A 22,762-nucleotide genomic window follows, 5' to 3' on the forward strand; every position below is an offset into this window, starting at 1 on the left:
ATAAGCCTTAGCGAGAAGCACAGCCTCACTGATAGCTACATTTACAGGCACCTTGTCATCATAAAGAGCTTCATAGATAGCGATACGCAGAATAGCAAGGTTAAGCTTAGGTATTCTTTCGACGCTTCTCTTTTCACTGTACTTTGAGATGATTTCGTCGATTTCGTCGTCTTCGTAGACGGGGGCAAATACATGGACCTCCTTGCCCATCTCTTCTTTGGCAAGTCTTGCTTCGTTGAGGGAGCTTGCTGTTGCACCTGCAAGGTACTGGCCAATTAGCGGAAAGGAGCGCCAGAAGCTGTAGCCCTTCAAAGCGCAAATTATTTTTACATTCCCGCGCTTCTGAATGTCGTCGAGAATCTCCATATTGCGGCGAAGCCTAGCTTCGTCCAGTACAAAACAGGGGGAAGGAACTTGAGAATAATCGAGCATGTGCCAAAGATAGCCTTTTTTCGCCTTTTTTCCCATATTTTTTTTCATGCTTTAACTACATTTTAACTGATGAGTGATTCCATGTACAAGCATATTCTTATTTCTTTGTTTTCTCTGGCTTTCGTAGGAATGCCTTTGGCTCAGACGGCTCCGTCTACAACTTCAGCTGCAGCTACGGTTGCGGTGCAATCTTCGACCAGTGCGTCTGCTCCGGCCTCTAAAGCGGCTCCTGCTGCCCCGGCTCAGCAGGCTAACTTGGCTAAGGTTGAGTCTCAGGTGGTTGCAGCTCCTCGCGGCGCAACGGCCACCTTGGATGAAATGATCCAGGCGAAGCTCGATTCCATGAACAATGTCGCTCCGACTCTCGGAGCCCGCAATATCGATAGCGTTGCGAAGGTTCAGGCGGACAGCGTGCGCAAGATGATTAATGAAGGCAAGTACGTGAAGCGTGCTCGTTATGACAAAAGCAATTTTGATCATTGGAATATTGATACCGTCCTCCAGAAGAAAATGAAGGACCAGATGATTGGCGTTTGGCGTACTCCGATTATTGCCCATGGTCATGCATTCCGCGATGCGGAACTTCGCTTTGGCGTGAATGATACCCTGGTGGGCATTACCCGTACTTATTCCGATTCCGGCCGTTATCAGATGACTGGCGAATACACCTTCAAGGCTCGTTACCGCTTCGACAGTGAGCAGACTCTTGTGAGCCGCGAAGTGTTTAAGGACGGTCAGGTGGTCCGTTGGGACTACATTACGTTTGATATCATCAAGGATTCCCTGCTATACAATTTGAACAAGCTGGAATTCCGTGACTTGAATGATAACTGGCTCAATGCCCTGCAGGGCTTTGACAATATCCCGGCTGAGCTTTACTTGCGCGATCCCAAGGGAACCGCCGAGCTAAAGAAGGAAGCTGAAAAGAACAAGAAGAAAAAGTAAGGCTTATCCTTAATGGAGCCGATAGGGGAACCTTCCAACCTGAGAATCCCGTTGGGGTTTGCGCTGCTGCTCTTGTTGGCGGCTCTCTTTTCATTTTTGAATCTCTTTGCGGGTACCGCGGACATCTCTTGGACGGATGTCTTTACGGCCCGTAATGAAGGAGTTTCTACGGTGTCACGAATTTTTTGGGACATCCGTGTGCCACGACTGGTAGCGGCGGTCCTTTCTGGAGTAGCGCTTTCACTGTCCGGTCTTTCGTTGCAGACTTTGTTTCGCAACCCGCTGGCGGGACCTTTTGTTTTGGGCATCAGTAGCGGGGCAAGCTTCGGTGTCGCCCTCTCGCTTTTGGCCGGTTTTAGTTTCGGACATTTTGGAGTTCTTTCATCTGCAGCTGTAGGCGCCTTTGCTGTTTCCGTTTTGATTATGCTCGTTGCCCGGCAATTTGAAAATCCTACAATACTGCTAATTGTCGGGTTATTGACGGGGTACTTCGTGGATGCTTTGGTTAGCATGCTGATTGTGAATAGTGCCGCGGAATCCCTTCGTGTATATGTATCTTGGGGAATGGGAAGCTTTGCTCGATTGACTTATGACTGCATCTGGATCTATGCATTGGCGGTATTCGTGGGAATGGGAATGCTGGCGCTTTGCATACGCTATTTGAATGCCGCTCGGCTTGGAGATGAATTTGCCAAGGGGCTGGGGGTTGATGTTCGCCGAGGCCGTATGCTCGTGTTACTTGCATCGACTATTCTTGCTGCGTCGTCGACCGCCTTTTGTGGTCCGGTTGCGTTTGTTGGTATTGCTGTTCCTCATTTGGCATTTATGTTGTTCAAAACAAGCGATCACCGGATCCTGTTTCCTGGGGCAGCCTTGTGCGGCATCGTGCTCTGTCTTGCTTCGGGTTTATTTACGACGATACCTTTGAATGCGGTACTTAGCCTGGTGGGAGTTCCTGTAGTGATTTGGGTCGTGTTCCGGAGCCGGGGGAGTGCATGATGATCCTGCTTGACTGCAAGAACCTCTCGTGGGGCTATGCCGGACAGAGCCCGCTCGTGTCTGCATTTGATTTTAAGCTGCACGAAGGCGAGGTGGTCGCTCTCCTTGGAGCGAATGGTTGCGGTAAGAGCACCTTCCTTAAAACTTTAATTGGACAACTGCCTCCGGTGTCGGGAAATGTTTTGCTGCTTGGTCGTGCGCAATGGGACGCTCGATCCCGTGCGCAGGTGATTGCTCTTGTGCGGATGGGTGCTGCGGCGCCTGCGCGAATGAAGGTGAGGGAGTTTGTCGGTTTAGGAAGAATGCCTTATACAGGATTGTTCGATGTGCGCTCATCGGCGGATATGAAAAAGGTGGACGAAGCGTTGGCGCTTTTGTCGCTTGAAAATTTTGCGAATCGCTGGATGACAGAACTCAGCGATGGTGAGCGGAGCCGGGTCTACTTGGCGGAATCCTTAGCGCAGCAGGTCAAGGTGCTGTTGCTTGATGAACCGAACGCTTTCCTGGATATTCCGCACAGCCGAAAACTGTTCTCGACTCTGCGCAATCTTGCGCACGAAAAAAAGATGGGAATTGTGGTTTCGACGCACTCCGTGGAATATGCCGAAAAATATTGCGATAGAATCATTTCTGTTTCTAACGGCGTGGCACGGGTTGAGAATGCGGCTGATGCTCGAAGTAAAGGACTTCTGGATTGGACGGAGTCCGATCCGTTTTAGAACTTGATTTCTTTTATATTGACGCCCAGGTGGGCGAGCCTGTTGTATAGGGCGGTTCGGAGCATTCCTATATTCACTGCTGCATCACGAACGGATCCGTTTGCTTCGCGGACTTTTTTGATTAAGAAATCTTTTTCCTGTTCCAGCTGCATTTTGCGGAAGGACTCATAATCAATAGGTTCGATTTCCGAAATGTTCATGTTGTCTATCTGAATGTCTTCGGCTCGCAGGATTCCTGGATTCGTAAAGCAGAGCGTGCGCTGGATGACATTCTCGAGCTCGCGGATGTTGCCTGGCCAATTATGAGCCTGCAGCTTTTGAAGGGCCGATTCCGAGAGAGAGTAATTTTCGCCTGCACCCTTGTAAGTTTGGATGAAGTAATTGGCGAGATCCTCGATATCTTCCTTGCGGTTCCGAAGAGGGGAAATCTGCATTGGAATGACGTTCAGACGGTAGTAAAGATCTTCGCGGAAACGCTTTTCGTGAACTTCGCGAAGTAAGTCGCGGTTGGTCGCGGCGATGATCCGCACATCAATTCGCTTGGTCTTGTTTGCACCGAGAGGACGGATTTCCTTGTTCTGCAAAACGCGCAACAGCTTGACCTGGGCGTGTAAAGGCATATCTCCGATTTCATCGAGGAAGATAGCTCCGCCATCAGCCGCCTCAAAAAGGCCGATACGCTCGTTTTGTGCTCCGGTGAAAGCTCCTCGGGTGTGCCCGAAAAGTTCGCTTTCGAAGAGATTCTCGGGAATGGCGCTGCAGTTGACCGTGACGAATTTGTCGTAGATGCATGCGACTGCCTTGGCGATCAGTTCCTTGCCGACTCCCGTTTCCCCCTGGATGAGGACGGGGCCCGTATGTAAAATAGCGCGTTCTACGATTTTGCGAAGCTCCTGCATTGCGGAACTTTTTCCGACCAGGTGGCTCATGCGTTCGCTAAAGACTTTCCTTGCGTTATGGATTTCCTTTAGCTTCGCTATTTGCGTCATTAGGTGGAGCTTTAGGGATTCCACCGAAAGGATGCTGTCGTAAAGCTTATTAGATATTTCGCTAAACTGTTCGGGAGATTCGGCATAAACTAGAATCAACGTATCTGGTGCAGTTTCGCGAAAACGGGTTAGAGCCTGCAAATTGTTTGTAGGAAAAGAGTCCAGTTCCCAGATAATAAGTGGAACCTGTGGAATAAAATCCGACGGGGGAACATCGCGGAAAATGTCTACCGGGTAATCTACCGACGAAAGAACGTCCTGTATAAACGAGGACGTTGCATTGTCTTTCGCAAATAGATTGATAGTGGACATCTAGTGATTAGTGGTTAGGGGCTGGTGATTAGGCTAAAACCTGTTTACTAGCCCCAGTTTACTATTTTCCCAGTTCCTTGCTGCGGTCGGTACCCGCCACGACGGCCTTGATAAGCGTGCTGCGGAAGGCGCCTTCTTCGAGGGCGTTGATGCCTGCGATGGTAGTGCCTGCCGGAGAGCAGACCATGGCGCAAAGGTCAGAGGGACTCTTGCCGGACTGCTTCACGAGTTCAACGCTGCCTTCGATGGTGCCTAGCGCGAGCTTGAGTGCAACATCGCGGGTGAGACCCGCTTTGACTCCGCCGCGAGTGAGGCCTTCGATGAATTCGAACACGTAAGCGGGTGCGCTGCCCGAAAGACCGGTGACGGCATCCATCAGAGATTCTGCAACGCGGCAGGTCACGCCTATGTTGCCGAAAATCTTTTCGGCAATGGCGAGCGTTTCTTCAGTGACGCCGTCCGTGGCGAGGCCCACGGACCCCTTGCCAACAGTCAGCGGCAGGTTCGGCATCACGCGGAGAATCTGGTTCTTTTCGCCGAGGACTTCGATGAGGGCCTTGCGGGTCACGCCGGCCATAATGCTCACGAATGTCTTGGTAGACGTTTCGGCGGCAGCGGCGGCCTTCCATTCGGCGGAAACTAGCTTGAAAATCTGCGGTTTCACGCAAAGGAAGGTGACGTCGGCCTTGTTGATACCTTCGGCAAAGCTTGCCACGCGCACGCAGCCGAGTGCAGAAACTTCGGCTGCAGCCTTATCGGAGGGGTCGAAGAAGAAAATGGTAGAAGGATTGGTGCCGGCCTTCAAAAGTCCGCGGAGAATTGCTCCGCCCATGTTGCCGGTGCCTGCGAAAAAGATTTTTTCTGTCATGTTGTATCCTTTTTTAGCGGAGGCTGTCCTTGGCCTTCTTTAAAAGTTCAAGTAGTTCGGCGTTGGTCTTGCTCTGATGCATCAATTTGATGAGCTTGTCCATGATGCCGTTTTCTGTGTCGAGGGCTCCCTGACGGAATTTCCAGATGATGTCCTGTTCATAAAGAGATAGCAGGCGGTCTTCCTTACGGGTGCCGGATTTGAAAATGTCAATTGCTGGCCAGGTGCGTTTTTCGGCGAGTCGTCGGTCTAGCACCAGTTCCATGTTGCCTGTACCCTTGAATTCTTCAAAGATCACTTCGTCCATGCGGCTTCCTGTTTCAATCAATGCGGTGCCGATGATGGTCAGAGAACCATTTTTTTGAATTACTTCGCGCACGGGTTCTCCGGTAATCGTTTGGACAACCTGTCCGAGCGAATCCCTCTGGAAATCTCCGAGCTTGTCGGCTATCTTACGGGCTGCCCCGAAGAACTTTTTCGGGAACTGCATGGCGTTTGCGTCCACGCCACCCGAAAGGATCTTGCCGGAATGAGGAATGACGACATTGTTTGCACGGGCGAAGCGGGTGATGGAATCGAGAAGGACCACGACATCCTTCTGCTGCTCTACGAGTCGCTTGGCCTTTTCGAGAACCATAGTCGCAACGCGGGCGTGATGATCAGGTGGCTCATCAAAGGTCGATGCGACGACTTCAGCGCGTAGGTTCGGATTGGTTTCGACGAGCTTGCCGATAATCTCGCGCATTTCTGTCACTTCTTCAGGACGTTCGTCGATCAGGAGCACGATGATGATGATTTCAGGATGGTTCGCAGCGATGGCACGGGTCATGTTCTGCAAAAGAATTGTCTTACCGGTGCGTGGAGGTGCGAGAATAATGCTTCGCTGCCCTTTACCAATGGGTGAGAACAGATCCATGACGCGTGTGCTCAATTCTTCAGGATTCCATTCGAGCTTGATTTTTTCATTCGGATGAATCGGGGTCAGGTATTCGAAGGCAACACGGCGCTTGATCTTTTCGGGATCTTCAAAATTTACTTTGTCTACACGGCGCAGGGCGTAGTATTTGTCTTGCTGGTCGCGAGGAGGACGGGCTAGGCCGGCAACAGTGTCTCCGACCTTAAGACCAAGGCGACGGATAAGATTTTGACTTACATAGACGTCGTCCGGACCTTGCTGGTAGTTGAATTCTGTATTGCGGAGGAATCCGTGTCCCTGCGGGGTTACTTCCAGAAGGCCTTCGGCATAGACGATGTTATTTTCATTCTCGAGGCTCTGTAGCAGCAGACCGAGCGACTGCTTGCGATAACGGCGGTAGTCGAGATTCTCTTTCTGGGAGGCGAGTTCCTGCAAGTCACTCATCGTCATCTTGCGGTATTTGCTCCAGCATTCGCGAGCCTTGTTCCATGCTTCAGAATCTGGTTCGGGGAGTGGGGTCGTGTCCTCCTCTTCGGGCTGGAAATTCCGGTTTTGACGATTGTTCTTGTCGAAACGACGGTTCTTTCCGAACTTGTTGAATCGGTTGTTCTGTTGATTTTTGAAATTCTGCTGGTTGTCGCCTTGAATGTCGTTTTGTGGATCGACAATGTTTTCTGCATTCTTTTCATCGGGAAGGGAGTCGGTGTTCTCGGACGAAACTGGATTCTCCTTCTCGATACTAGACAAATCGGCTTTTTCGGTTGTTTGCGTATTTTCTGTTGCGGTGGTTTCTTCGTTGGCGACAGGCTTGCTTTGCTTTTTGCTCGGCTTAACCTCTTCGGACTCATCCTTGGTCTTTTTCGACTTGATGCGGCGCTTGGGCGTCTGTTCTTCCTTGGATTCTTTTTCCGCCTCGTCGACAAAATCCGATTTCAGTTCGGAAGGCACTTCCATTCCGGTCGGTTCTTGATCTGCAAGGTGGGTGTTTTTTGAATTCTTCTTTGTGGGTGCCACGATAGTTTCCTGTATTGAGGGAATGAAATAAAGATTTTGGTTTATAAAATGTTGTTATTTAGGAAAAATTTGGCCTGACCATGCTTTCAATTCGATTTGCCGATTGAAAAGCAATTTTATGGATGGGAAGGCTAAGCTGGACAATTCTATCCAGTGGTGTATAAGATAATTAAAAAAAGGAATTTTGTCATTGAAACTGGCTTTTTTTTTGATTTTTTTTAATTGGGGCTCATCTTCGGCGGTTCTGTCAATTTTTAAACAAAAAAGAGCCTTCTGAATATTTATATTTGTGTCGTGGATTCTTTAGAAAGAGTTTTTATTGCACTCGGTTCGAACCTTCCGGATCGCTCCCGGCATTTAAGCGAAGGGCGCGAAATGCTGCGTAAGATATCGTCGGGTGGTTGGAAAGAAAGCCCGGTGTACGAGACTCCTCCGGTCGGACCGGAGGGGCAGGGTCCCTATTTCAACCAGGTGGTCAGCTTCTGGTATTCTGGAACATCGACGACATTGTTGAACTATCTGAAAGGTTCCGAGTTCGTGTTGGGACGAAAACCTCGAGGACACTGGAATTCTCGCGAAATCGATCTGGACCTGCTGTATTTTGGGAATGAAATCCATAAAGGCCGTCCGGAACTCCCGCATCCGCAGATTGTGAATCGCCAGTTTGTACTGGTGCCGCTTGCCGATATCGCTCAAGATTGGGTTGATCCACAAATGGGGCTTAAGGTCAAGGATTTGCTTTCGAACTTGTTGCAGAAAGAAGAGAAAATTCCATTCCGTGTCATTTCATCGGAGGAACCCTGATATGCTGAGAGAAAAGGACGTCCATTTTTTGGCCATCGAAGGGGTCATCGGCGTAGGCAAGACTTCTCTTGCTAAAATCATTGCCGAACGTTGGAACGCCATGTTTATCGAGGAAAACTTCGCGGAGAACCCCTTTCTGGAAAAGTTTTACCAGAACAAGGAAGCTTACGCGTTTCAAACCCAGCTTTTCTTTTTGCTTGACCGTTTGAAGCAGCTGCAGAATTCAGCGTTGCAGAGTGACCTTTTCCATGATTTGTTGGTGAGCGACTATACCTATGATAAGGACCAGATTTTCGCAGCGCAAAATTTGACTGAAAGCGAATATGCCATGTATGAGCAGGTGGCCCGTGCGCTCAATCATGATATTCCGAGACCTGACCTGGTTGTTTACTTGCAGGCTTCCATTCCGACTCTGCTAAAACGCATTCATGGTCGTGGTCGTGCGATGGAAAAAACTATTGAAGGCTCGTATTTAAAGGGGCTCATGGAGCGATTCGACCAGCATTTTTGGAATTATCCCTATGCTCCGGTCCTGATTATCAATACCGATAACATTGATTTTGTCCATAATGAAGCGCATCTGCAATTGGTCATGGACGCCATCGCGAATTGTCCGCGGCAGACGACCTATTTTGTTCCAGAAGGTAAATAATGCAAATCGTTACTACTATTGATTCTCTCCGCCAGATACTTAAGCCGATTTCGAAGTCCGGCAAGTCTATCGGGCTTGTTCCCACGATGGGAGCGTTGCACGATGGTCATGGAGCGCTAATCAAGGAGTCCGTAAAAAATTGCGATGTCACGGTTGTGAGCGTTTTCCTAAATCCCATCCAATTTGGAAAGAACGAGGATTTGGACAAGTATCCGAAACGCCTAGAAGCCGATGCGAAATTGGCAGAAAGCCTGGGCGCAGACTATATCTTTGCTCCGAGCGTTCAGGAAATGTATCCTGATGGTGACCCGCTCACGATGGTTCGCGATGAAACTCTGGAAGGAATGTATTGCGGGGCCTATCGCCCCGGGCATTTCCGTGGAGTGCTTACGGTTGTTTCGAAGCTGTTTATCATTTCTGGCTGTAATCATGCCTATTTTGGGGAAAAGGACTATCAGCAGGTGTTTCTGATCGAGCGAATGGTCAAGGACCTTAATTTCGATCTTCAGATTCATCGAGTAAAGATTGTCCGTGAGGCCTCGGGACTTGCTCTGTCTAGCCGAAATGAATACCTGTCCGAAGACGAACATAAGCGCGCACTAGGAATTAGCGTCGGCCTGAAGCTTGCGAAGGATGCCTACGAAGCGGGAGAAAGGAGCGTCGCGAAGCTTCGCGATATCGCCCTAAAGTCGATTCTCGCTGCGCACGGTATCGTCCAGTTTGTCGAAGTCGTCAATCAAAAGAACTTGCAGAAATTCTCCGGTATGCTTGGACCCGATGACAAGGTGGTCATTCTGGTAGCGGCCTTCTTTGGAAAGACCCGCCTGATCGACAATATCGAATTGAATTGACACGAAGTGTCATCCTGAGCACGCGAAGCGCGTCGAAGGATCTCTTATTTTTCCGTCGCGGTGAACACGCCGTCCCAGACTTCGCCTTCTGCAACAGGCGGATTCTCCTTGTATGCCATGCAACGTTTGATGTATACATGTGACGGTGTTGTCTTGCTGCCCGGATCGCGGTCGGGGTGATGCGGCTCCAGGTCAAGACATTGCTTGAAGAGCTCGATGGCGTTGTCCCATTGCATATTCAGGTAGCAGGTGCGAGCCTTTTCCCAAATATCGACCAGTTGGAGTAGTGAACTTTCGTTTTCAGATCCGCGGCGTTCCAGTAGTTCAAATGTCTTGACTGGCTGGCTTTTTCCTATCACGCGGATGGTGTCGAGAGAACGGTAGATGAACCTTCCGTCTTCGAGGTGGGCTTGCGTGTCTTCGCTAATTTGAATGTAGGCGCCGTACTGCTTGGCTGCGCTTTCGAGACGTGCTGCGAGGTTCACCGCGTCGCCCATCATGGTGTAGTTCTTGCGCATGGTGGATCCCATGTTTCCTGTCACGATGTCGCCCGAATTGATTCCGATTCTCATGTGCATGTCATGCACCACCTTGGGCCATTTGTCGCCTTCGTGAGCCCATTTTTTACGGAGATCGCGTAACTTATTCTGCATGTCGATGGCAGAATCGCAGGCGTTTTGGGCGTGGTTGGGGAGAGGCATGGGCGCACCGAAGAATGCGATGATGGCGTCGCCTTCGTACTTGTCGAGAGTTCCCTTGTTGCTCAAAAGGGTGTCGGTCATGGCAGTCAAGTATTCGTTCAGAAGTTCAACGAGCTTACTCGGGTCGCCGATCTTTTCGGAGAATGTCGAGAAACTGGCGATGTCGGTAAAGTAGGCGGTTATGTTCGACTTTTCGCCACCGAGGGTCGGCATGATTTCCTGATCCACCATGGCATCGATTAGTTCCGGAGAGATATATTGCTTGAAGGCGTTGTTGATGAAGCTTTTTTCCTTGTTTTCAAAATAGAACTGAACCGCTAGAGCGGTAACGCTTGTTAGCAATATGGAAAGGAGCTGTTTCGACACTCCGATGTATAGCCCTCCTTCGAAGTAGCGGTAGGCGACATAGGTATAAATGCCCATGAGGAGGATGGAGATGGAAACGGAAATGTAGCTCTTGAAGTATAGTCCGAGGAACAGACAGATGAGTGCTAGGAGAATGACGATAATTTGCTGGTATTTTTCGCTTAGGATGGTCAGGTAATCGTCTTCGAGGATGTTCTTGATGATGTTGGCGTGGATTAACACTGCCGCGAAGTTCTCTTCGTTGGGGACGGGGTGGTAGTCGAATAGGGCCGTAGCTGCTGAACCTAGGATGTAGATGTTTCCCTGGCTGGAGGAGGCGTCGAAACGACCGACATAGACGTCGTAGTAGGAAAGGTGCTGGAATGTGCGGAAGGACGGTGTTATGTTATAGTGCCCCTTGTAGTTCACACGGAAGGCGGCTTGGTTGTTAATGGGAATTCGCTTGACGGGGCCAAAGCGTAGCTCTTCGCCCGGTTTAAGGTTTTGGATGGCCTCGTTGCTCGTTTTCTGGATGTCGCGTAGCACGGCGTCGGAGATGATGACCTGACTCGAACGCCACTTGCGATTTTTCTTGTCATAGTGAATGTCCATGTCCAGGGAAAGCGGGACAATCTTTCCGACGGGAATTTTGGGAATTGAGTCCTTGAAATAGGAAATCGTCTGAATGATGTTCTTGTTGATGCCGCAGATAGTTTCGCCATCTAGGTCGTCTTCTTCGTCTTCCTCTTCGTCTTCTTCGTCAAATTGGGCTAGGTTCTTGAGAATGAAAAGCTCCTTGTTTTGTGAACCCCTTTTGATGACAATCCCGTTGCCAAGATTGACTGTTTTGTCTTCGGGAATGGAATCAAGTTTTTCGACAGTAAGATTCAATAGAGCCTTGGAAAATTCGACATTCAGGGACTGGTTGTTGTAAATATCGAAGAGTATGTTCCCGTTCTTGTCCTTAGTCGCAAAGACCTTGGAAGATATGTCTACAAAGGCTTGCCCGGCCGCTTTCTTCAGGTGCTTGTCTGCCGTTTTTTCCTTGAGGGAAAGGAACATCGGATAGCTAAAATTGGGGTAGGTCGTGTGGTAGACTCCATCCTTGTCGCGATAAATGCCGAACGGCTTGCCGAGGTCGATGTATTTGCCCGTCTTGACCTTTATTTCGCTGAAATCCTTGTGGAACAGGTGCAGGATGGTCATGAGCGACATTGTGGGGTAGACTCTGCTGCTGTCATCCGGATAGAGTTCTGGATTGGGGAAACGGTAAAGCATGGCGACTTTGCGGACGACACCGTCGTTGTCGGGGAATACATTGACGGAACCCAGGCCTGCACCCGCGCGGGCCAGTTCGGGGAAAACGTTGTCGAGCAGGTCCTTGCCCTCGATTTGGTCAATGTTGTCTACTTGGCTATTGCTGAGTGTAAACTGGTAGCCGATTTCCTCGGCGCGTTGCGTGGTACTGAGAGGCTCCCATTGACTCTTGTGCTGGTACGAAGACCTGATATCGAACATGTCGCAGACAATCGTGTTGCCGCTTTCCTGGACGGCGTCAACGAGCATGGAGTCGAAGTTGTAGTTGGTCTTGACGGAGGGGTAGATGGAATCAAGTGGTGCGTCCGGAGTGACCTTGCGCAGGATGTCCATGACCTGGTCACTCTTCTGCTTGCCAAAATCGGCCGTTTTGAACAGAATGTCGAGGCTTATCGCCGAGGCTCCGCTCTTGCTTAAGTTGCGGATTACATTGGCGTGGATGGAACGGTCCCATTCGTAGTAGTTGCCCAGTTTGGCAAGCGAGGCTTCGTCGATATCGACAATGATAATGTTTGGATCGTAGTGGACGGCGTTGATTGCCTGCATATCTGTGTTTTCGGAATCGTCGATATGCGTGTGGACCTTGAAGAATATGTCGTAGAAGATGTTTTCTAGGGATTCTGCCGTATTACGGGTCGTTCCGACGATTTCATTCTGGGTACTACCGAAAATAAGGATTATGGCTACAAAGACGGCTGACAGGAGTAAGCCTGCAAAAATCTTTTTCAGTTTCTTGGAAATCTTGGCTCGCATAAGAAAAAGATAATAAATCGAGGAAAGTTGTCTGTGGGAATCTGTTTGGAAAACGGAAAATAGAAAATTCTCTTTTGGAGCAAAAAGGCTGTGAAAACTGTAACTTGTTGATGCACAACGAGTTACAGCGCATTTTTTTGTTTTTGGATGAGACAATTAGGGTCGGAAGAACTATATTTAAATATAATCGCGGAGGCATTTTGGCTAGTCAAAAGAAAACTTCTTCAAAAAAAACGGGAAAGAACTCTAAATCTGCTCAAAACGCTGATTCTCAGGGATTCGGCATTATTGTGGGTGGGTGGTTTTTAGTGGCTTTGGGGGCTGTTCTTGCTTTTGGCTGCATTTGTTCGGTCGCGAGCGGGGCAGAAGGCAATGTCATGGGCCCTTACTTGGGAAATCTTTTCCCGGAATCGCTTGCTTTTTTCTTCGGCCGTGTTCCGTCCTTGTTTTTCTCGCTGGCCCTAGCACTTTGGGGACTTGTTCTGGTTTCAGTGACGTTCCGGTTGCGTTTTCTGCGTTATGCGCTTGGTCTTACGCTTTTGTCGCTGGACCTCTCGTTTCTGTTTTCCTTGAAGAGCTACGGAGTCAAGAACTTATCTAGAGAAGCCTTTGCGCAGAATGGCGGTGCATTAGGTCAATTTTTTAGCCAGAATGTAGCTCAGGCTGTTTTCCCCACATCGGTCTTGATACCTCTTGTTATCCTGTTGTTGGCGTTCGCACTCATACTGGTATTGGCGTTCGGTCTTCGTCCGCGGCATTTTGCGTTTGTTGTACAGACGACAAACTGGTTCAAGTCCGTGCTCAAGAAAAAAGATCCGGTTGAGGGAGAGTTGGTTGAGCCGATTACGTCTACTCGTGGAAATGTGGTGTCAAACATGCCGCTACCCGGTGTTGCCGCATCTCTTCCGAAAGGCGTGTACATGGACGACAATACGGTGGACATAGAGCCAGACGGTTTCAAGATTCGCCGCAAGGGCAAGGTGACTCCGTTTAGCGGACGCAATAGCTGGATGAACGATGACTTCAGCTTGAATCAGGGATTTGATGAGGTCCCAGAAGTTCCGGACGAGGCCCCGGTGACCGTTGCCTCTATGCAGGAAAATCTGAAACCAGCCGAATGTACGGACAATGTAGCAGGCGAATATAATTTGGACGAAGACCCTGAAATCCGCAGGCTCGAAGATTACTTGCGTGTGAATGGCGGCAAGATGAACGCCCTTGAAATCGTGGAAGTCAAGGAAAAAATCGCAGCCCTCAAGCGTGCCCGCGACCTGATTGCCTGGGAAAAGGATCACCGCGGCCGTATGCAGGTGAAGGGCGATGTGCGCCGCGATGGTTCTCCGGTGACGGGTTCTATGGCGGCACGTACGGTGGCTGCAGATGCGATGCCGACCGGAACGATGCCTGCCGCAAGGGGTGTAACGCAAAGGTCCATGACGCAGGTCCCGGCCGATGAACGCACGGTGATGGCGGGCGAGCCGACGGTTGGTAATGAGGCTCCCTTTAATGCAGAAGACTTGCTGGGTGGCGATGGCGCTCAAACAATCGATGTGGCGGCCTCTGATGACGAAACGTTCGTGCCCGAAGTTTACGGTGCCGACGATGTGGGTGAGGTCCCTGAAATGCCGGACGAAACATTGGGCGCTTCGATTGGGAATGTGCCGAACGGTACATCAACAGCGGGTATGAAGGCTGCCCCGATTCCGCAGCGAGACCCGACCACGGTTTACGACGAATACAAGGTGCCTGCGATTAGCGACATTCTGGAAGAACATGAGCCGCAGACCGCCGATTACAGCGAAGAAGAACTGAACGCTATCGGCAAGATGCTCGAAGAAAAGCTTGAAAACTTCAAGGTGAAGGGCCGCGTGATCGGTTGCGAAACGGGCCCGATGATTACCCGTTTTGAAGTGGAACCGGGCCCGGGCATGAAGGTGAGCCGGTTCTCTGCCTTGCAAGAAGACTTGGCGCTTCCGCTCCGCGTTTCGTCGGTCCGCATTCTGGCCCCGATTCCAGGCAAGGCGGCTGTCGGTATCGAAATTCCGAATCGTAAATTCCAGACGGTGTATAGTTTGGATGTGTTCCAGAGCGAAAAGTTCAAGCCGTCGCCCGAAAAGATTCTGGTGGCGCTCGGTAAAGACATTACCGGCGAAGCGTTTACGATGGACTTGGCCAAGGCTCCGCACTTGCTGATTGCAGGTCAGACGGGCTCCGGTAAGTCCGTGTGCATTAACGCCCTCATGGCGTCTATGCTTTTTAGTAAGACTCCTGATGAACTCCGCATGATTCTGGTGGACCCGAAGGCGGTGGAACTCAAGATGTACGAAAACATCCCGCACCTGCTCGCTCCGGTGATTACCAAGCCCGAAATTGCCATTCAGGCGCTCCAGTGGCTGTGTTATGAGATGGACCGCCGAACCGAAGTCTTGGCATCGGCGAAGGTGCGTAACATTGGCGGCTTTAACGCGAAGTTTGAAGCGGGCGAGTTGCCTGACGAAGTGCCCGAAGAAGACCGCAGCCATCGCATGGCGTTCATCGTGGTGATTATCGATGAAATGGCGGACCTCATGATGGTCGCTGGCAAGGAAATCGAAAAGAACGTGGCGCGCCTTGCCGCAAAGGCTCGTGCCGTGGGCATTCACCTGGTGCTTGCCACGCAGCGCCCGTCGGTGAAGGTTATCACTGGTATTATCAAGGCGAACTTGCCGACGCGTATCAGCTTCAAGGTGGCCTCTCAGATTGACGCCCGCACGGTCATGGACCATGCCGGCGCAGAAAAGCTTTTGGGCCGTGGCGACATGCTTTACAAGGCCGTGAACGATCCGGAACCGGTTCGCGTTCATGGAGCCTTCTTAAGCGACGAAGAAGCCGAAAAGCTTGCCGATGCCTGCTCCGACCAGAACGTATTCTACCCGCAGGTGGAATCGTTCGACGTCTCTGACGGCGAAGGCGACGAAGACGGCGAGGGCGGAGGCAAGGACTTGGGCAAGCTTGACAAACTGCTTTACGATGTGGCCGTTTGGGCTGTCGAATGCCGCGGGCTTTCGACCTCGGCGGTGCAGCGCCACTTTAGCGTGGGATTCAGCCGAGCCGGTAAAATTGTGGACCAACTTTACAGCCTCGGCGTGTGTGGCCCTGCCAAGGGTAACAGCAAACCCCGCGCCATGCTCCTTGGAATCGAAGAAATCCAGAGCATGCAGCGCTCTGGTAAATTCGGGTAATTGAAATGAAAGAATACGCTCCTGCTAAAATTAACTTGTTCTTAGACGTCATCCGCAAGCGTGAAGACGGATATCATGACTTGGGCACGCTGTTCCAGACTATTGACGCAGGTGATACCGTAAGTGCCGAACTGCGTCAGGATGGTCGAATTACGCTTTGCTATAACGAACCGCAGGATTATCCGCTGGAATCAGACCTGGTTTACAAGGCTGCCAAGCTCTTGCAGCAGGAGTCGGGGACTACGCTCGGTGCGGATATCTATCTAAAAAAGATAATGCCTTTGGGTGCGGGTCTCGGTGGTGGTAGCGCCGATGCTGCGGCGACGCTTCGTCTTTTGAATCAGCTGTGGAAACTCCGGTATCGTTTCGAACGATTGGAAGAGCTCGGAGCCCGTCTCGGAGCCGATGTCCCGTTTTTGGTGCGTGGTGGCACCGCCTTTGCAGAGGGAATTGGCGAAAAGTTGACTTTTGTAAAGCCGCTGCAGTTGCAGAATGACGAGTATCTGCTGATTGCGACTCCGCTTGATTCCGTGCCAACCAAGGATGCCTATGCGGGCGTTCCGAAATCGGGCCCTGACCGTTGGAATCAGTACAAGAGTTCGTTCCGGAGCGGTAAGTCCGGTATGGATTATGCCTGTGCCCACGCGTTCAATAGTTTTGAAGTTTCTGTTTTTCCGAAGCATCCTCTTGTCGAGGAATTGAAGAAGGAACTTCTGCGACTGGGAGCGAAGGTTGCCCTGATGTCTGGGTCCGGTGCTTCGGTTTTTGGCTTTTTTGAAACACGAGAACAGGCAAAAGCGGCTGCCGATGAACTGAAACCCCTAACTAGATATCAGGTCGTAACCCGTTTTTTCGAGGGTTTTTAGTCATTCCCCTTTAAAATTGTGATGTTTTTGCTATATTTGCGCCACCATTGGGGTATCGTCAAGTGGTAAGACAACGGATTTTGATTCCGTTATTCGTTGGTTCGAATCCAGCTACCCCAATGAATTTTTTAACCATTTACTTAATTGGAGTAAAATTATGGAACTCACAAAGCTCGCAGCAACCTCGAGAGTGCTAGGCAAGAGCCGCGACTGCGCCCGTCTCCGCAAGGAAGGCAAGATTCCGGCTGTCTATTATGGTAAGGGTCAGGAGTCTGTGAATATCAGCGTTAGCGCAATCGATGTTCGCAAGGTTCTCGCCCCGGGTAAGCGTTACACGCTTCTCGACCTGGAAATTGATGGCAAGGCCGGCAACGCTGCCGTAATTTACAACTATCAGAAGAATCCGCTGACTCAGGAAATCGAACACATCGACTTCCTCAAGATCGAAGATTCTACCAAGGTCAAGGTTCGCGTTCCGGTCAAGCTTTCCGGTCTTCCGGTTGGCGTCAAGACCCAGGGCGGTACCTTCGCTCAGCAGAACCGCTACATCCAGCTCGCTGCTGAACCGGCCAAGATTCCTGCTGTCCTCGAAATGGACATCTCTGACTTCCCGGCTCCGACGACCTTCTACGCCAAGGATCTCAAGCTTGCTGACGGCATCGAACTCGCTTGTCAGCCGCGCACCGTGATCTTCACTATTACTGCCAAGAGCGGTAAGAAGGCTGATGACGCTGCTGCTGAAGCTCCGGCTGCCGAAGCTAAGTAATCGTCTTTTGCGGTTTTCCGCATACGAAATACGCCTGCCCGCATAGCGGGCAGGTTTTTTTTTGCTTTTGATAAGTCAAATTGCTATTTTTGGAGATGCTAAAGGAGATTTTTAATGACTGATCCACGTGTTACGAAACTTGCAGAAAATCTGATTAACAACGCCATAGCCCTTAAGGCGGGCGAAAACATCCTTATCGAAACGACCGACACTCCCGACGAAGTCACGACAGAACTCGTGAAGGCAGTCGCTAAAGTGGGCGGTAACGCATTCGTTCACAATTACCGCGGCCGTGTCCGTCGCGAAATGATCAAGTCTGCGACCATCGAACAGATGAAGCTTCAGGCTGACCTTGCGATGGCCGAAATGCAGAAGATGCAGGCCTACATCGCTATTCGCGGTGCCGATAACGCCCTCGAAAATTGCGACATCGATGGCCGCCAAATGCTCAACTACCGCAAGATTAACGAAGATGTTCTCAACTACCGCGTGAATAAGACGCGTTGGTGCGTGCTTCGCTGGCCGAACCCCTCCATGGCGCAGGGAGCCAAGATGAGTTCCGAGGCGTTTGAAGACTTCTACTTCGAAGCTTGCCTTGCCGACTATCCGAAGATGGCCAAGGCCGCCCAGAACCTCGTGGACCTCATGAACCGCACCGACAAGGTACGTCTTGTGGCAAACGGTACCGATTTGACGTTCAGCATCAAGGACATTCCGGCGATTCCGTGCTGCGGCAACATGAACATCCCCGATGGCGAAGTCTATACCGCACCGGTCAAGAACAGCGTGAACGGCGTGATTCACTACAATACGCCGACCCTTTACGATGGCAAGTACTTCAGCAATATCCGTCTTGAATTCAAGGATGGCAAGATTGTGAACGCCACATGCGAATCCGGCGATAACATTGCTCTAAATGCGCTCTTCGATACCGACGAAGGTGGCCGCTACGTGGGCGAGTTCGCCATCGGCTTTAATCCGTTCGTGAACGCCCCCATGTGCGATATCCTGTTCGATGAAAAAATTGCGGGTTCCATCCACTTCACGCCGGGCCGCTGTTATGAAGAGGCCCCGAACGGCAACATCAGCGCTATCCACTGGGACCTGGTGCTCATCATGCGTCCGGAATACGGTGGCGGCGAGATCTGGTTCGACGACAAGCTCATTCGTAAAGATGGATTGTTTGTGGTTGACGAACTCAAATGCCTGAACCCGGACCAGTTGGGAAAATAGTAGACAGTGCTGTAGACGGAAAAAGCCGTCCTTTATGGGACGGCTTTTTAATGTTTTTCACAAAAAAGAAAGTTGCGCAGTCGCGTGGACTCCTCGGAGTTCGATGCTTTCGGCTCGGTCATGCCTCATGCAAGCACGGGCGAGACTCTTGCCTTTACAGCATCTCACCGATTTACATCTTGAGGAGAATCTCGCCAATCTGCACGGCGTTGAGAGCTGCGCCCTTGCGGATCTGGTCACCGGTGAGCCACAGCGTGTTGCTGTTCTCGTCAGCGAGGTCCTTACGGATACGGCCAACGAACACGTTGTCCTTGCCGGCGCTTTCGAGCGGCATCGGGTAGACGTAGTTCTGCGGGTCGTCCTTGAGGGTCACGCCCGGGGCGTTCTTCAAAGCGTTGCGGATTTCTTCGACAGAAACCGGGCGCTCGGTCTCGAACCACACGGATTCGGAGTGAGAACGCAGCGAGCTCACGCGCACGCAGGTAGCGCTGGTACGCACGTCGGAGTGCATAATCTTGCGCGTTTCGTTGAACATCTTCATTTCTTCCTTCGTGTAGTCGTTTTCCGTCATCTTGTCGATCTGCGGAATCACGTTGTACGCGAGCTGGAACGGGAACTTGTTGATGTGCGTCGTCGTACCGGTTTCGAGGATGTCCTTGTACTGCTGCTTGAGTTCTTCCATGGCGATGGCACCTGCGCCGCTCGCGCTCTGGTAAGAGGAAATGTGAATCTTCTTGATGTGGGAAATCTTTTCAATCGGGTTCAGTACTACAACCATCATGATGGTCGTGCAGTTCGGGTTGGCAATGATGCCCTTGTGGAGCTTGATGTCTTCCGGGTTCACTTCGGGAACGACCAGCGGAACATTCGGGTCCATACGGAAGTGGCTAGTGTTGTCGACAACCACGGCGCCGTTTTCGACGGCGATCGGGGCGAATTCCTTGGATATCGCGGCACCGGCGGAGCTGAGCACCAGGTCGACACCCTTGAAAGAATCCTTGTTCAGAACTTCGCACTTGAGAGTTTCGCCCTTGAACTTGAATTCCTTACCGGCGCTGCGTTCAGAAGCGAGGAGCTTCAGACTCTGCATCGGGAAGTTGCGTTCTTCGAGAATGGAAAGGATTTCTTGGCCTACGGCACCAGTGGCGCCCATAATGGCTACGTTGCGAATCATATTGAACCTTTTTTCGGTTTATTGTTGATTGTTAGTTTGTAAAGCATCGGTGGCGTTCCAGAACCGCTTCAGGTAGATTTTCATCTGGCTGATTTGGTCGCGAGATTGCCTATAGAGAATTAGCTGCTGTTCCGGATTTTCCTGCAGCGTGTAGCTGTAAAGAGCGTAGGCGGAAAGGCGCACGCATTCGCTCGCTTGAATTAGCTCGCTGTGAGCTTCGCTAGATTCGTGCGGGTGGAAAAGACCCAAAACTTTCTTGTTGAGGGCGACAGCGTTGTTGTTGATGGCAAGAGCCTGGCTGCTACGCTTTTCTCGTTCTGATTCTGAAATGTTTGCGGGGAGAGGCTCGAAGTCGTCGATGGAATTTGTGATGACGTTCATGCGATTGATGACCGTTTCGGCATCCATCAGGTAGCTTTCGAGACGGCTCATTGAACCATCGTCTGCGCTTTTTGCCGCGGTGTTGCGCTTTGTGTTTGCCTGTTGGCCGTTGGACTTCGCGGGGTAGATCTTGCCGCCTTCGCCGTTTTCAAACGAGGCTATGTAGTCCTGGTACTTCGCGTTCATTGCAGAAATTTCTGCAGCGGAATATTCCGATGTCGGAATGAATGTTGGACGATCCCAGTAGGCGATTCCCATGAAGCCTGACAACATGAAGAAAGCGAGGAAGATGTATCCTGTCTTGGAAGCGGGGTCTTCGCTGCGGATGACACAGATAATCGAGAAAAACAGCAGGCTTGCAAACGAAAGCAGAAGCCCGCCGTCGCAGTTGTAGGCGATGAACGAGTTCTTCGCGAAGAAGAAAATGCAGTCCATGACTACAATCAGGAACGACAAAAGCGCACCCATCATTTTCTGAGTGCGTGTATCGGCGGCGGCCGACATGAGTATTGCCGTAAAGGTGATGCCCAGAGGGAGCACCATCATTAAGGCGATGTCCGCAATTTGTTGGTTCATTTTCTAATTAGAACGGAAGATCGTCGTCGACGACATCCTGCACTGGGGCATCGTATGCCGGAGCGCTTTGCTGGTTGAAGTTGTTGGATTGATTGTAGAAACTTCCGCCTTGGGACGAATTTCCGCCCTGGAAATTTCCGTTCTGTCCACGGGGCGTCAAAAGCTGGAATGTATCGAGGTTGACTTCGGTGCTATAGCGCTTCTGGCCGGTAGTCTGGTCGGTCCAGCTGCGGTTGGTGAGGGAACCTTCGACATAGAGGGTCATGCCCTTATGAACGCCGAGGGATTCCATGGTGTCTGCAATTTTTCCCCAGCCGACGATGTTGTGCCAATCGGTCTGTTCCTTTTGTTCACCATTGTTGTCACGATAGCGACGGCTGGTGGCGAGTGAGAACGATACGCGCTTGCGACCAGTTGCGCTTGCGCTAATGACGGGGTCCTTGCCAATATTGCCGATAAGCATCACTTTATTGAGATAAGCCATATAATTATCCTATTTGTTTTATTTATGGTCTAAAAATAAAAAAATCCGTCTGTCACTTTGTGCCATTTTCAGAAAAATTTTTCGTTTTGGAATAATGTTTGGCAAAATATTTATATTTTCTTCAAAAATAAACCCCTAATCACGAACTACTAACCAGTCACTCATTCATGGTTTCTCTCGCTCTTACCCGATTCGAACGATCTTTCCCCGAAAACCTCAAGGGCAAGCGCCTTGGCGCAGTCCTCCACCCGGCATCGGTTCTCCCGGATTTGCATTATACCCTCGATTTACTCAAAGAATACGACGGCAAACTCTTTAAGCTTTCTGCCCTTTTTGGCCCCCAGCATGGTATCAAGGGACATACCCAGGACAACATGATCGAATGGGAAGGTTACACCGACCCCGAACTGGGCATTCCCGTTTATAGCCTTTACGGCGAACACCGCGAACCCACTGCCGAAATGCTCAGTCACGTGGACATGATGCTTGTGGACTTGCAGGATGTGGGGGCGCGCTACTACACATTCATCTGGACATTGTTCCTTTGTATGAAAGCCTGCGAAAAAGCCGGCATCCCCGTGATTGTGGTGGACCGACCGAATCCCATCAACTGCGTAGACGAAGAAGGTCCGGTGCTAGACCTTGACTACACCAGTTTCGTGGGACTTCATAGCATCCGCACGCGCCATGCAAAGACGATTGGTGAACTTGCTGTACAGTTTAAGGAAGAACGTTTCCCGAAGTGCGAGCTCTACGTGCTCGGCATGGAAGGTTACGATAAAAAGATGTGGTACGACCAGACGGGACTCCCGTGGATTCTGCCGAGCCCGAACATGCCGACGCTTGATACCGCCATTGTTTACCCGGGCATGTGCCTGTTCGAAGCCACTAACGTGAGCGAAGGCCGTGGTACCACGCGCCCGTTTGAAATTTTCGGCGCTCCGTTCATTGATGCGGTCAAGCTCTGCAAGTATATGAATGGCCTCAAACTTCCAGGTGTTTATTTCCGCGAAAACTACTTCCAGCCGACCTTCCACAAGGGTGCTGGTCAGATTTGCGGTGGCGCACAGATTCATGTGCTCGATCGCGACAAGTTCCGCAGTTTCGACATGGCGGTAAAACTGTTGCAGTACATCTTCAACGAGTATCCAGACGAATTCGCCTGGAAACAGCCTCCCTATGAATACGAATTCAAGAAGTTGCCCATCGATATACTGCTTGGAAATGGTACTTTCCGTAAGGAATTTATTGAAAGTTCAATTTAGGGAAAGGGTAATGCCCGCTTTCTAGAATTCCACGGTCTCGGGCCAGGGATGTTTGGGGTAGCGACCGCGCAATTCCTTGCGCACTTCGGCGTAAGTATTCTGCCAGAATCCCGTCAAGTCCCAAGTCTTTTGAATCGTGCGGAAGTTCGGTGCCAGAATGTCGTACCGGACTTTTAATT

20 protein-coding genes and 1 tRNA gene are annotated in these 22,762 nt (G+C 50.7%); 12 read left to right on the plus strand and 9 right to left on the minus strand.

The window, feature by feature from the left end:
- Positions 1–432: transcription antitermination factor NusB (locus tag Q0628_RS05885; protein ID WP_298769072.1), on the minus strand; the 432-nt coding region annotated here is incomplete at its 3' end.
- 69 nt (positions 433–501) lie between these two features.
- Between Q0628_RS05885 and Q0628_RS05890 the strand changes: the two genes are divergently transcribed.
- From Q0628_RS05890 to Q0628_RS05900, 3 genes are read left to right on the plus strand one after another with little or no spacing between them, the layout of a single operon-like run.
- On the plus strand, positions 502–1,377 hold the full coding sequence (locus tag Q0628_RS05890) for a hypothetical protein (RefSeq protein ID WP_298769074.1): 876 nt from the start codon (positions 502–504) through the stop codon (positions 1,375–1,377).
- Between the two features lie 51 nt (positions 1,378–1,428).
- Positions 1,429–2,376 carry an iron ABC transporter permease gene (locus Q0628_RS05895; protein ID WP_298769077.1) on the plus strand — a complete coding sequence of 316 codons (948 nt, stop codon included), beginning with the start codon at positions 1,429–1,431 and terminating at the stop codon, positions 2,374–2,376.
- Positions 2,373–3,095, plus strand: a complete 723-nt coding sequence (locus tag Q0628_RS05900) for an ABC transporter ATP-binding protein (RefSeq protein WP_298769078.1) — start codon at positions 2,373–2,375, stop codon at positions 3,093–3,095. The genes Q0628_RS05895 and Q0628_RS05900 overlap by 4 nt, the downstream gene beginning before the upstream one ends.
- Here Q0628_RS05900 and Q0628_RS05905 read toward each other — a convergent pair.
- The 3 genes from Q0628_RS05905 to rho form a co-directional block, all read right to left on the minus strand.
- A complete protein-coding gene (locus tag Q0628_RS05905) occupies positions 3,092–4,396 on the minus strand; it encodes a sigma-54 dependent transcriptional regulator (protein ID WP_298769081.1) in 1,305 nt (434 codons plus the stop codon). The two genes, Q0628_RS05900 and Q0628_RS05905, sit on opposite strands and share 4 nt — an antisense overlap.
- 61 nt (positions 4,397–4,457) lie before the next feature.
- Entirely contained in the window at positions 4,458–5,264 is an 807-nt protein-coding gene (proC, locus tag Q0628_RS05910) for a pyrroline-5-carboxylate reductase (RefSeq protein WP_298769083.1), read from the minus strand.
- A 13-nt stretch (positions 5,265–5,277) separates the two neighbouring features.
- A complete protein-coding gene (gene rho / locus Q0628_RS05915; RefSeq protein WP_366979054.1) occupies positions 5,278–7,194 on the minus strand; it encodes a transcription termination factor Rho in 1,917 nt (638 codons plus the stop codon).
- 294 nt (positions 7,195–7,488) lie between these two features.
- On the opposite strand from rho, the gene folK reads away from it, so the two are divergent.
- Genes folK through panC form a run of 3 tightly spaced genes read left to right on the plus strand, consistent with a single transcriptional unit; the run spans position 7,489 to position 9,501 of the window.
- A complete protein-coding gene (gene folK, locus Q0628_RS05920) occupies positions 7,489–7,998 on the plus strand; it encodes a 2-amino-4-hydroxy-6-hydroxymethyldihydropteridine diphosphokinase (protein ID WP_298769085.1) in 510 nt (169 codons plus the stop codon).
- 1 nt (position 7,999) lies between these two features.
- Positions 8,000–8,650, plus strand: coding sequence for a deoxynucleoside kinase (locus Q0628_RS05925; protein ID WP_298769087.1), 651 nt, complete (start codon positions 8,000–8,002; stop codon positions 8,648–8,650).
- Positions 8,650–9,501: a pantoate--beta-alanine ligase gene (gene panC / locus Q0628_RS05930; RefSeq protein WP_298769089.1), complete on the plus strand. Its 852-nt coding sequence runs from the start codon at positions 8,650–8,652 to the stop codon at positions 9,499–9,501. Before Q0628_RS05925 ends, panC begins: the two co-directional genes overlap by 1 nt.
- A gap of 44 nt (positions 9,502–9,545) precedes the next feature.
- Here the strand turns inward: panC and Q0628_RS05935 are convergent, their stop codons facing one another.
- Positions 9,546–12,617 (minus strand): CHASE2 domain-containing protein, encoded by a 3,072-nt coding sequence (locus Q0628_RS05935; protein ID WP_298769090.1) that lies wholly within the window; start codon positions 12,615–12,617, stop codon positions 9,546–9,548.
- A 308-nt stretch (positions 12,618–12,925) separates the two neighbouring features.
- On the opposite strand from Q0628_RS05935, the gene Q0628_RS05940 reads away from it, so the two are divergent.
- The 5 genes from Q0628_RS05940 (at position 12,926) to Q0628_RS05960 (ending at position 18,703) form a co-directional block, all read left to right on the plus strand.
- Positions 12,926–15,838, plus strand: a complete 2,913-nt coding sequence (locus Q0628_RS05940; protein ID WP_298769092.1) for a DNA translocase FtsK — start codon at positions 12,926–12,928, stop codon at positions 15,836–15,838.
- A 5-nt stretch (positions 15,839–15,843) separates the two neighbouring features.
- A complete protein-coding gene (gene ispE, locus Q0628_RS05945) occupies positions 15,844–16,704 on the plus strand; it encodes a 4-(cytidine 5'-diphospho)-2-C-methyl-D-erythritol kinase (protein ID WP_298769094.1) in 861 nt (286 codons plus the stop codon).
- 48 nt (positions 16,705–16,752) lie between these two features.
- Positions 16,753–16,824, plus strand: a tRNA-Gln gene (locus tag Q0628_RS05950).
- Positions 16,825–16,861: 37 nt separating this feature from the next.
- Positions 16,862–17,470 (plus strand): 50S ribosomal protein L25, encoded by a 609-nt coding sequence (locus Q0628_RS05955; protein WP_298769096.1) that lies wholly within the window; start codon positions 16,862–16,864, stop codon positions 17,468–17,470.
- Between the two features lie 114 nt (positions 17,471–17,584).
- Complete coding sequence (locus Q0628_RS05960; protein ID WP_298769099.1) at positions 17,585–18,703, plus strand: aminopeptidase; 1,119 nt, start codon at positions 17,585–17,587, stop codon at positions 18,701–18,703.
- Between the two features lie 172 nt (positions 18,704–18,875).
- Here Q0628_RS05960 and Q0628_RS05965 read toward each other — a convergent pair whose 3' ends face one another.
- The 3 genes from Q0628_RS05965 to ssb are packed head-to-tail and all read right to left on the minus strand — an operon-like array spanning position 18,876 to position 21,318.
- Positions 18,876–19,877, minus strand: coding sequence for an aspartate-semialdehyde dehydrogenase (locus tag Q0628_RS05965; protein WP_298769101.1), 1,002 nt, complete (start codon positions 19,875–19,877; stop codon positions 18,876–18,878).
- 18 nt (positions 19,878–19,895) lie between these two features.
- Positions 19,896–20,834: a hypothetical protein gene (locus tag Q0628_RS05970; protein ID WP_298769103.1), complete on the minus strand. Its 939-nt coding sequence runs from the start codon at positions 20,832–20,834 to the stop codon at positions 19,896–19,898.
- A 7-nt stretch (positions 20,835–20,841) separates the two neighbouring features.
- Entirely contained in the window at positions 20,842–21,318 is a 477-nt protein-coding gene (ssb, locus tag Q0628_RS05975) for a single-stranded DNA-binding protein (RefSeq protein ID WP_298769105.1), read from the minus strand.
- Positions 21,319–21,485: 167 nt separating this feature from the next.
- On the opposite strand from ssb, the gene Q0628_RS05980 reads away from it, so the two are divergent.
- A complete protein-coding gene (locus Q0628_RS05980) occupies positions 21,486–22,583 on the plus strand; it encodes a DUF1343 domain-containing protein (protein ID WP_298769107.1) in 1,098 nt (365 codons plus the stop codon).
- Between the two features lie 21 nt (positions 22,584–22,604).
- On the opposite strand, the gene Q0628_RS15695 is transcribed toward Q0628_RS05980, so the two are convergent.
- Positions 22,605–22,762 (minus strand): ATP-dependent helicase C-terminal domain-containing protein (locus Q0628_RS15695; protein WP_366979055.1); only part of this gene is annotated, 158 nt, incomplete at its 5' end.

The organism is uncultured Fibrobacter sp. (assembly GCF_937877005.1).
GTDB lineage: Bacteria > Fibrobacterota > Fibrobacteria > Fibrobacterales > Fibrobacteraceae > Fibrobacter.

Bases quoted from the DNA above. Each gene is read 5' to 3' on its own strand.
- proC (WP_298769083.1), bottom strand. From the start codon at position 5,264: ATGACAGAAAAAATCTTTTTCGCAGGCACCGGCAACATGGGCGGAGCA.
- Q0628_RS05900 (WP_298769078.1), top strand. From the start codon at position 2,373: ATGATGATCCTGCTTGACTGCAAGAACCTCTCGTGGGGCTATGCCGGA.
- Q0628_RS05965 (WP_298769101.1), bottom strand. From the start codon at position 19,877: ATGATTCGCAACGTAGCCATTATGGGCGCCACTGGTGCCGTAGGCCAA.
- Q0628_RS05925 (WP_298769087.1), top strand. From the start codon at position 8,000: ATGCTGAGAGAAAAGGACGTCCATTTTTTGGCCATCGAAGGGGTCATC.
- Q0628_RS05960 (WP_298769099.1), top strand. From the start codon at position 17,585: ATGACTGATCCACGTGTTACGAAACTTGCAGAAAATCTGATTAACAAC.
- ispE (WP_298769094.1), top strand. From the start codon at position 15,844: ATGAAAGAATACGCTCCTGCTAAAATTAACTTGTTCTTAGACGTCATC.
- ssb (WP_298769105.1), bottom strand. From the start codon at position 21,318: ATGGCTTATCTCAATAAAGTGATGCTTATCGGCAATATTGGCAAGGAC.
- Q0628_RS05955 (WP_298769096.1), top strand. From the start codon at position 16,862: ATGGAACTCACAAAGCTCGCAGCAACCTCGAGAGTGCTAGGCAAGAGC.
- Q0628_RS05980 (WP_298769107.1), top strand. From the start codon at position 21,486: ATGGTTTCTCTCGCTCTTACCCGATTCGAACGATCTTTCCCCGAAAAC.
- Q0628_RS05890 (WP_298769074.1), top strand. From the start codon at position 502: ATGAGTGATTCCATGTACAAGCATATTCTTATTTCTTTGTTTTCTCTG.
- Q0628_RS05970 (WP_298769103.1), bottom strand. From the start codon at position 20,834: ATGAACCAACAAATTGCGGACATCGCCTTAATGATGGTGCTCCCTCTG.
- panC (WP_298769089.1), top strand. From the start codon at position 8,650: ATGCAAATCGTTACTACTATTGATTCTCTCCGCCAGATACTTAAGCCG.
- Q0628_RS05935 (WP_298769090.1), bottom strand. From the start codon at position 12,617: ATGCGAGCCAAGATTTCCAAGAAACTGAAAAAGATTTTTGCAGGCTTA.
- Q0628_RS05905 (WP_298769081.1), bottom strand. From the start codon at position 4,396: ATGTCCACTATCAATCTATTTGCGAAAGACAATGCAACGTCCTCGTTT.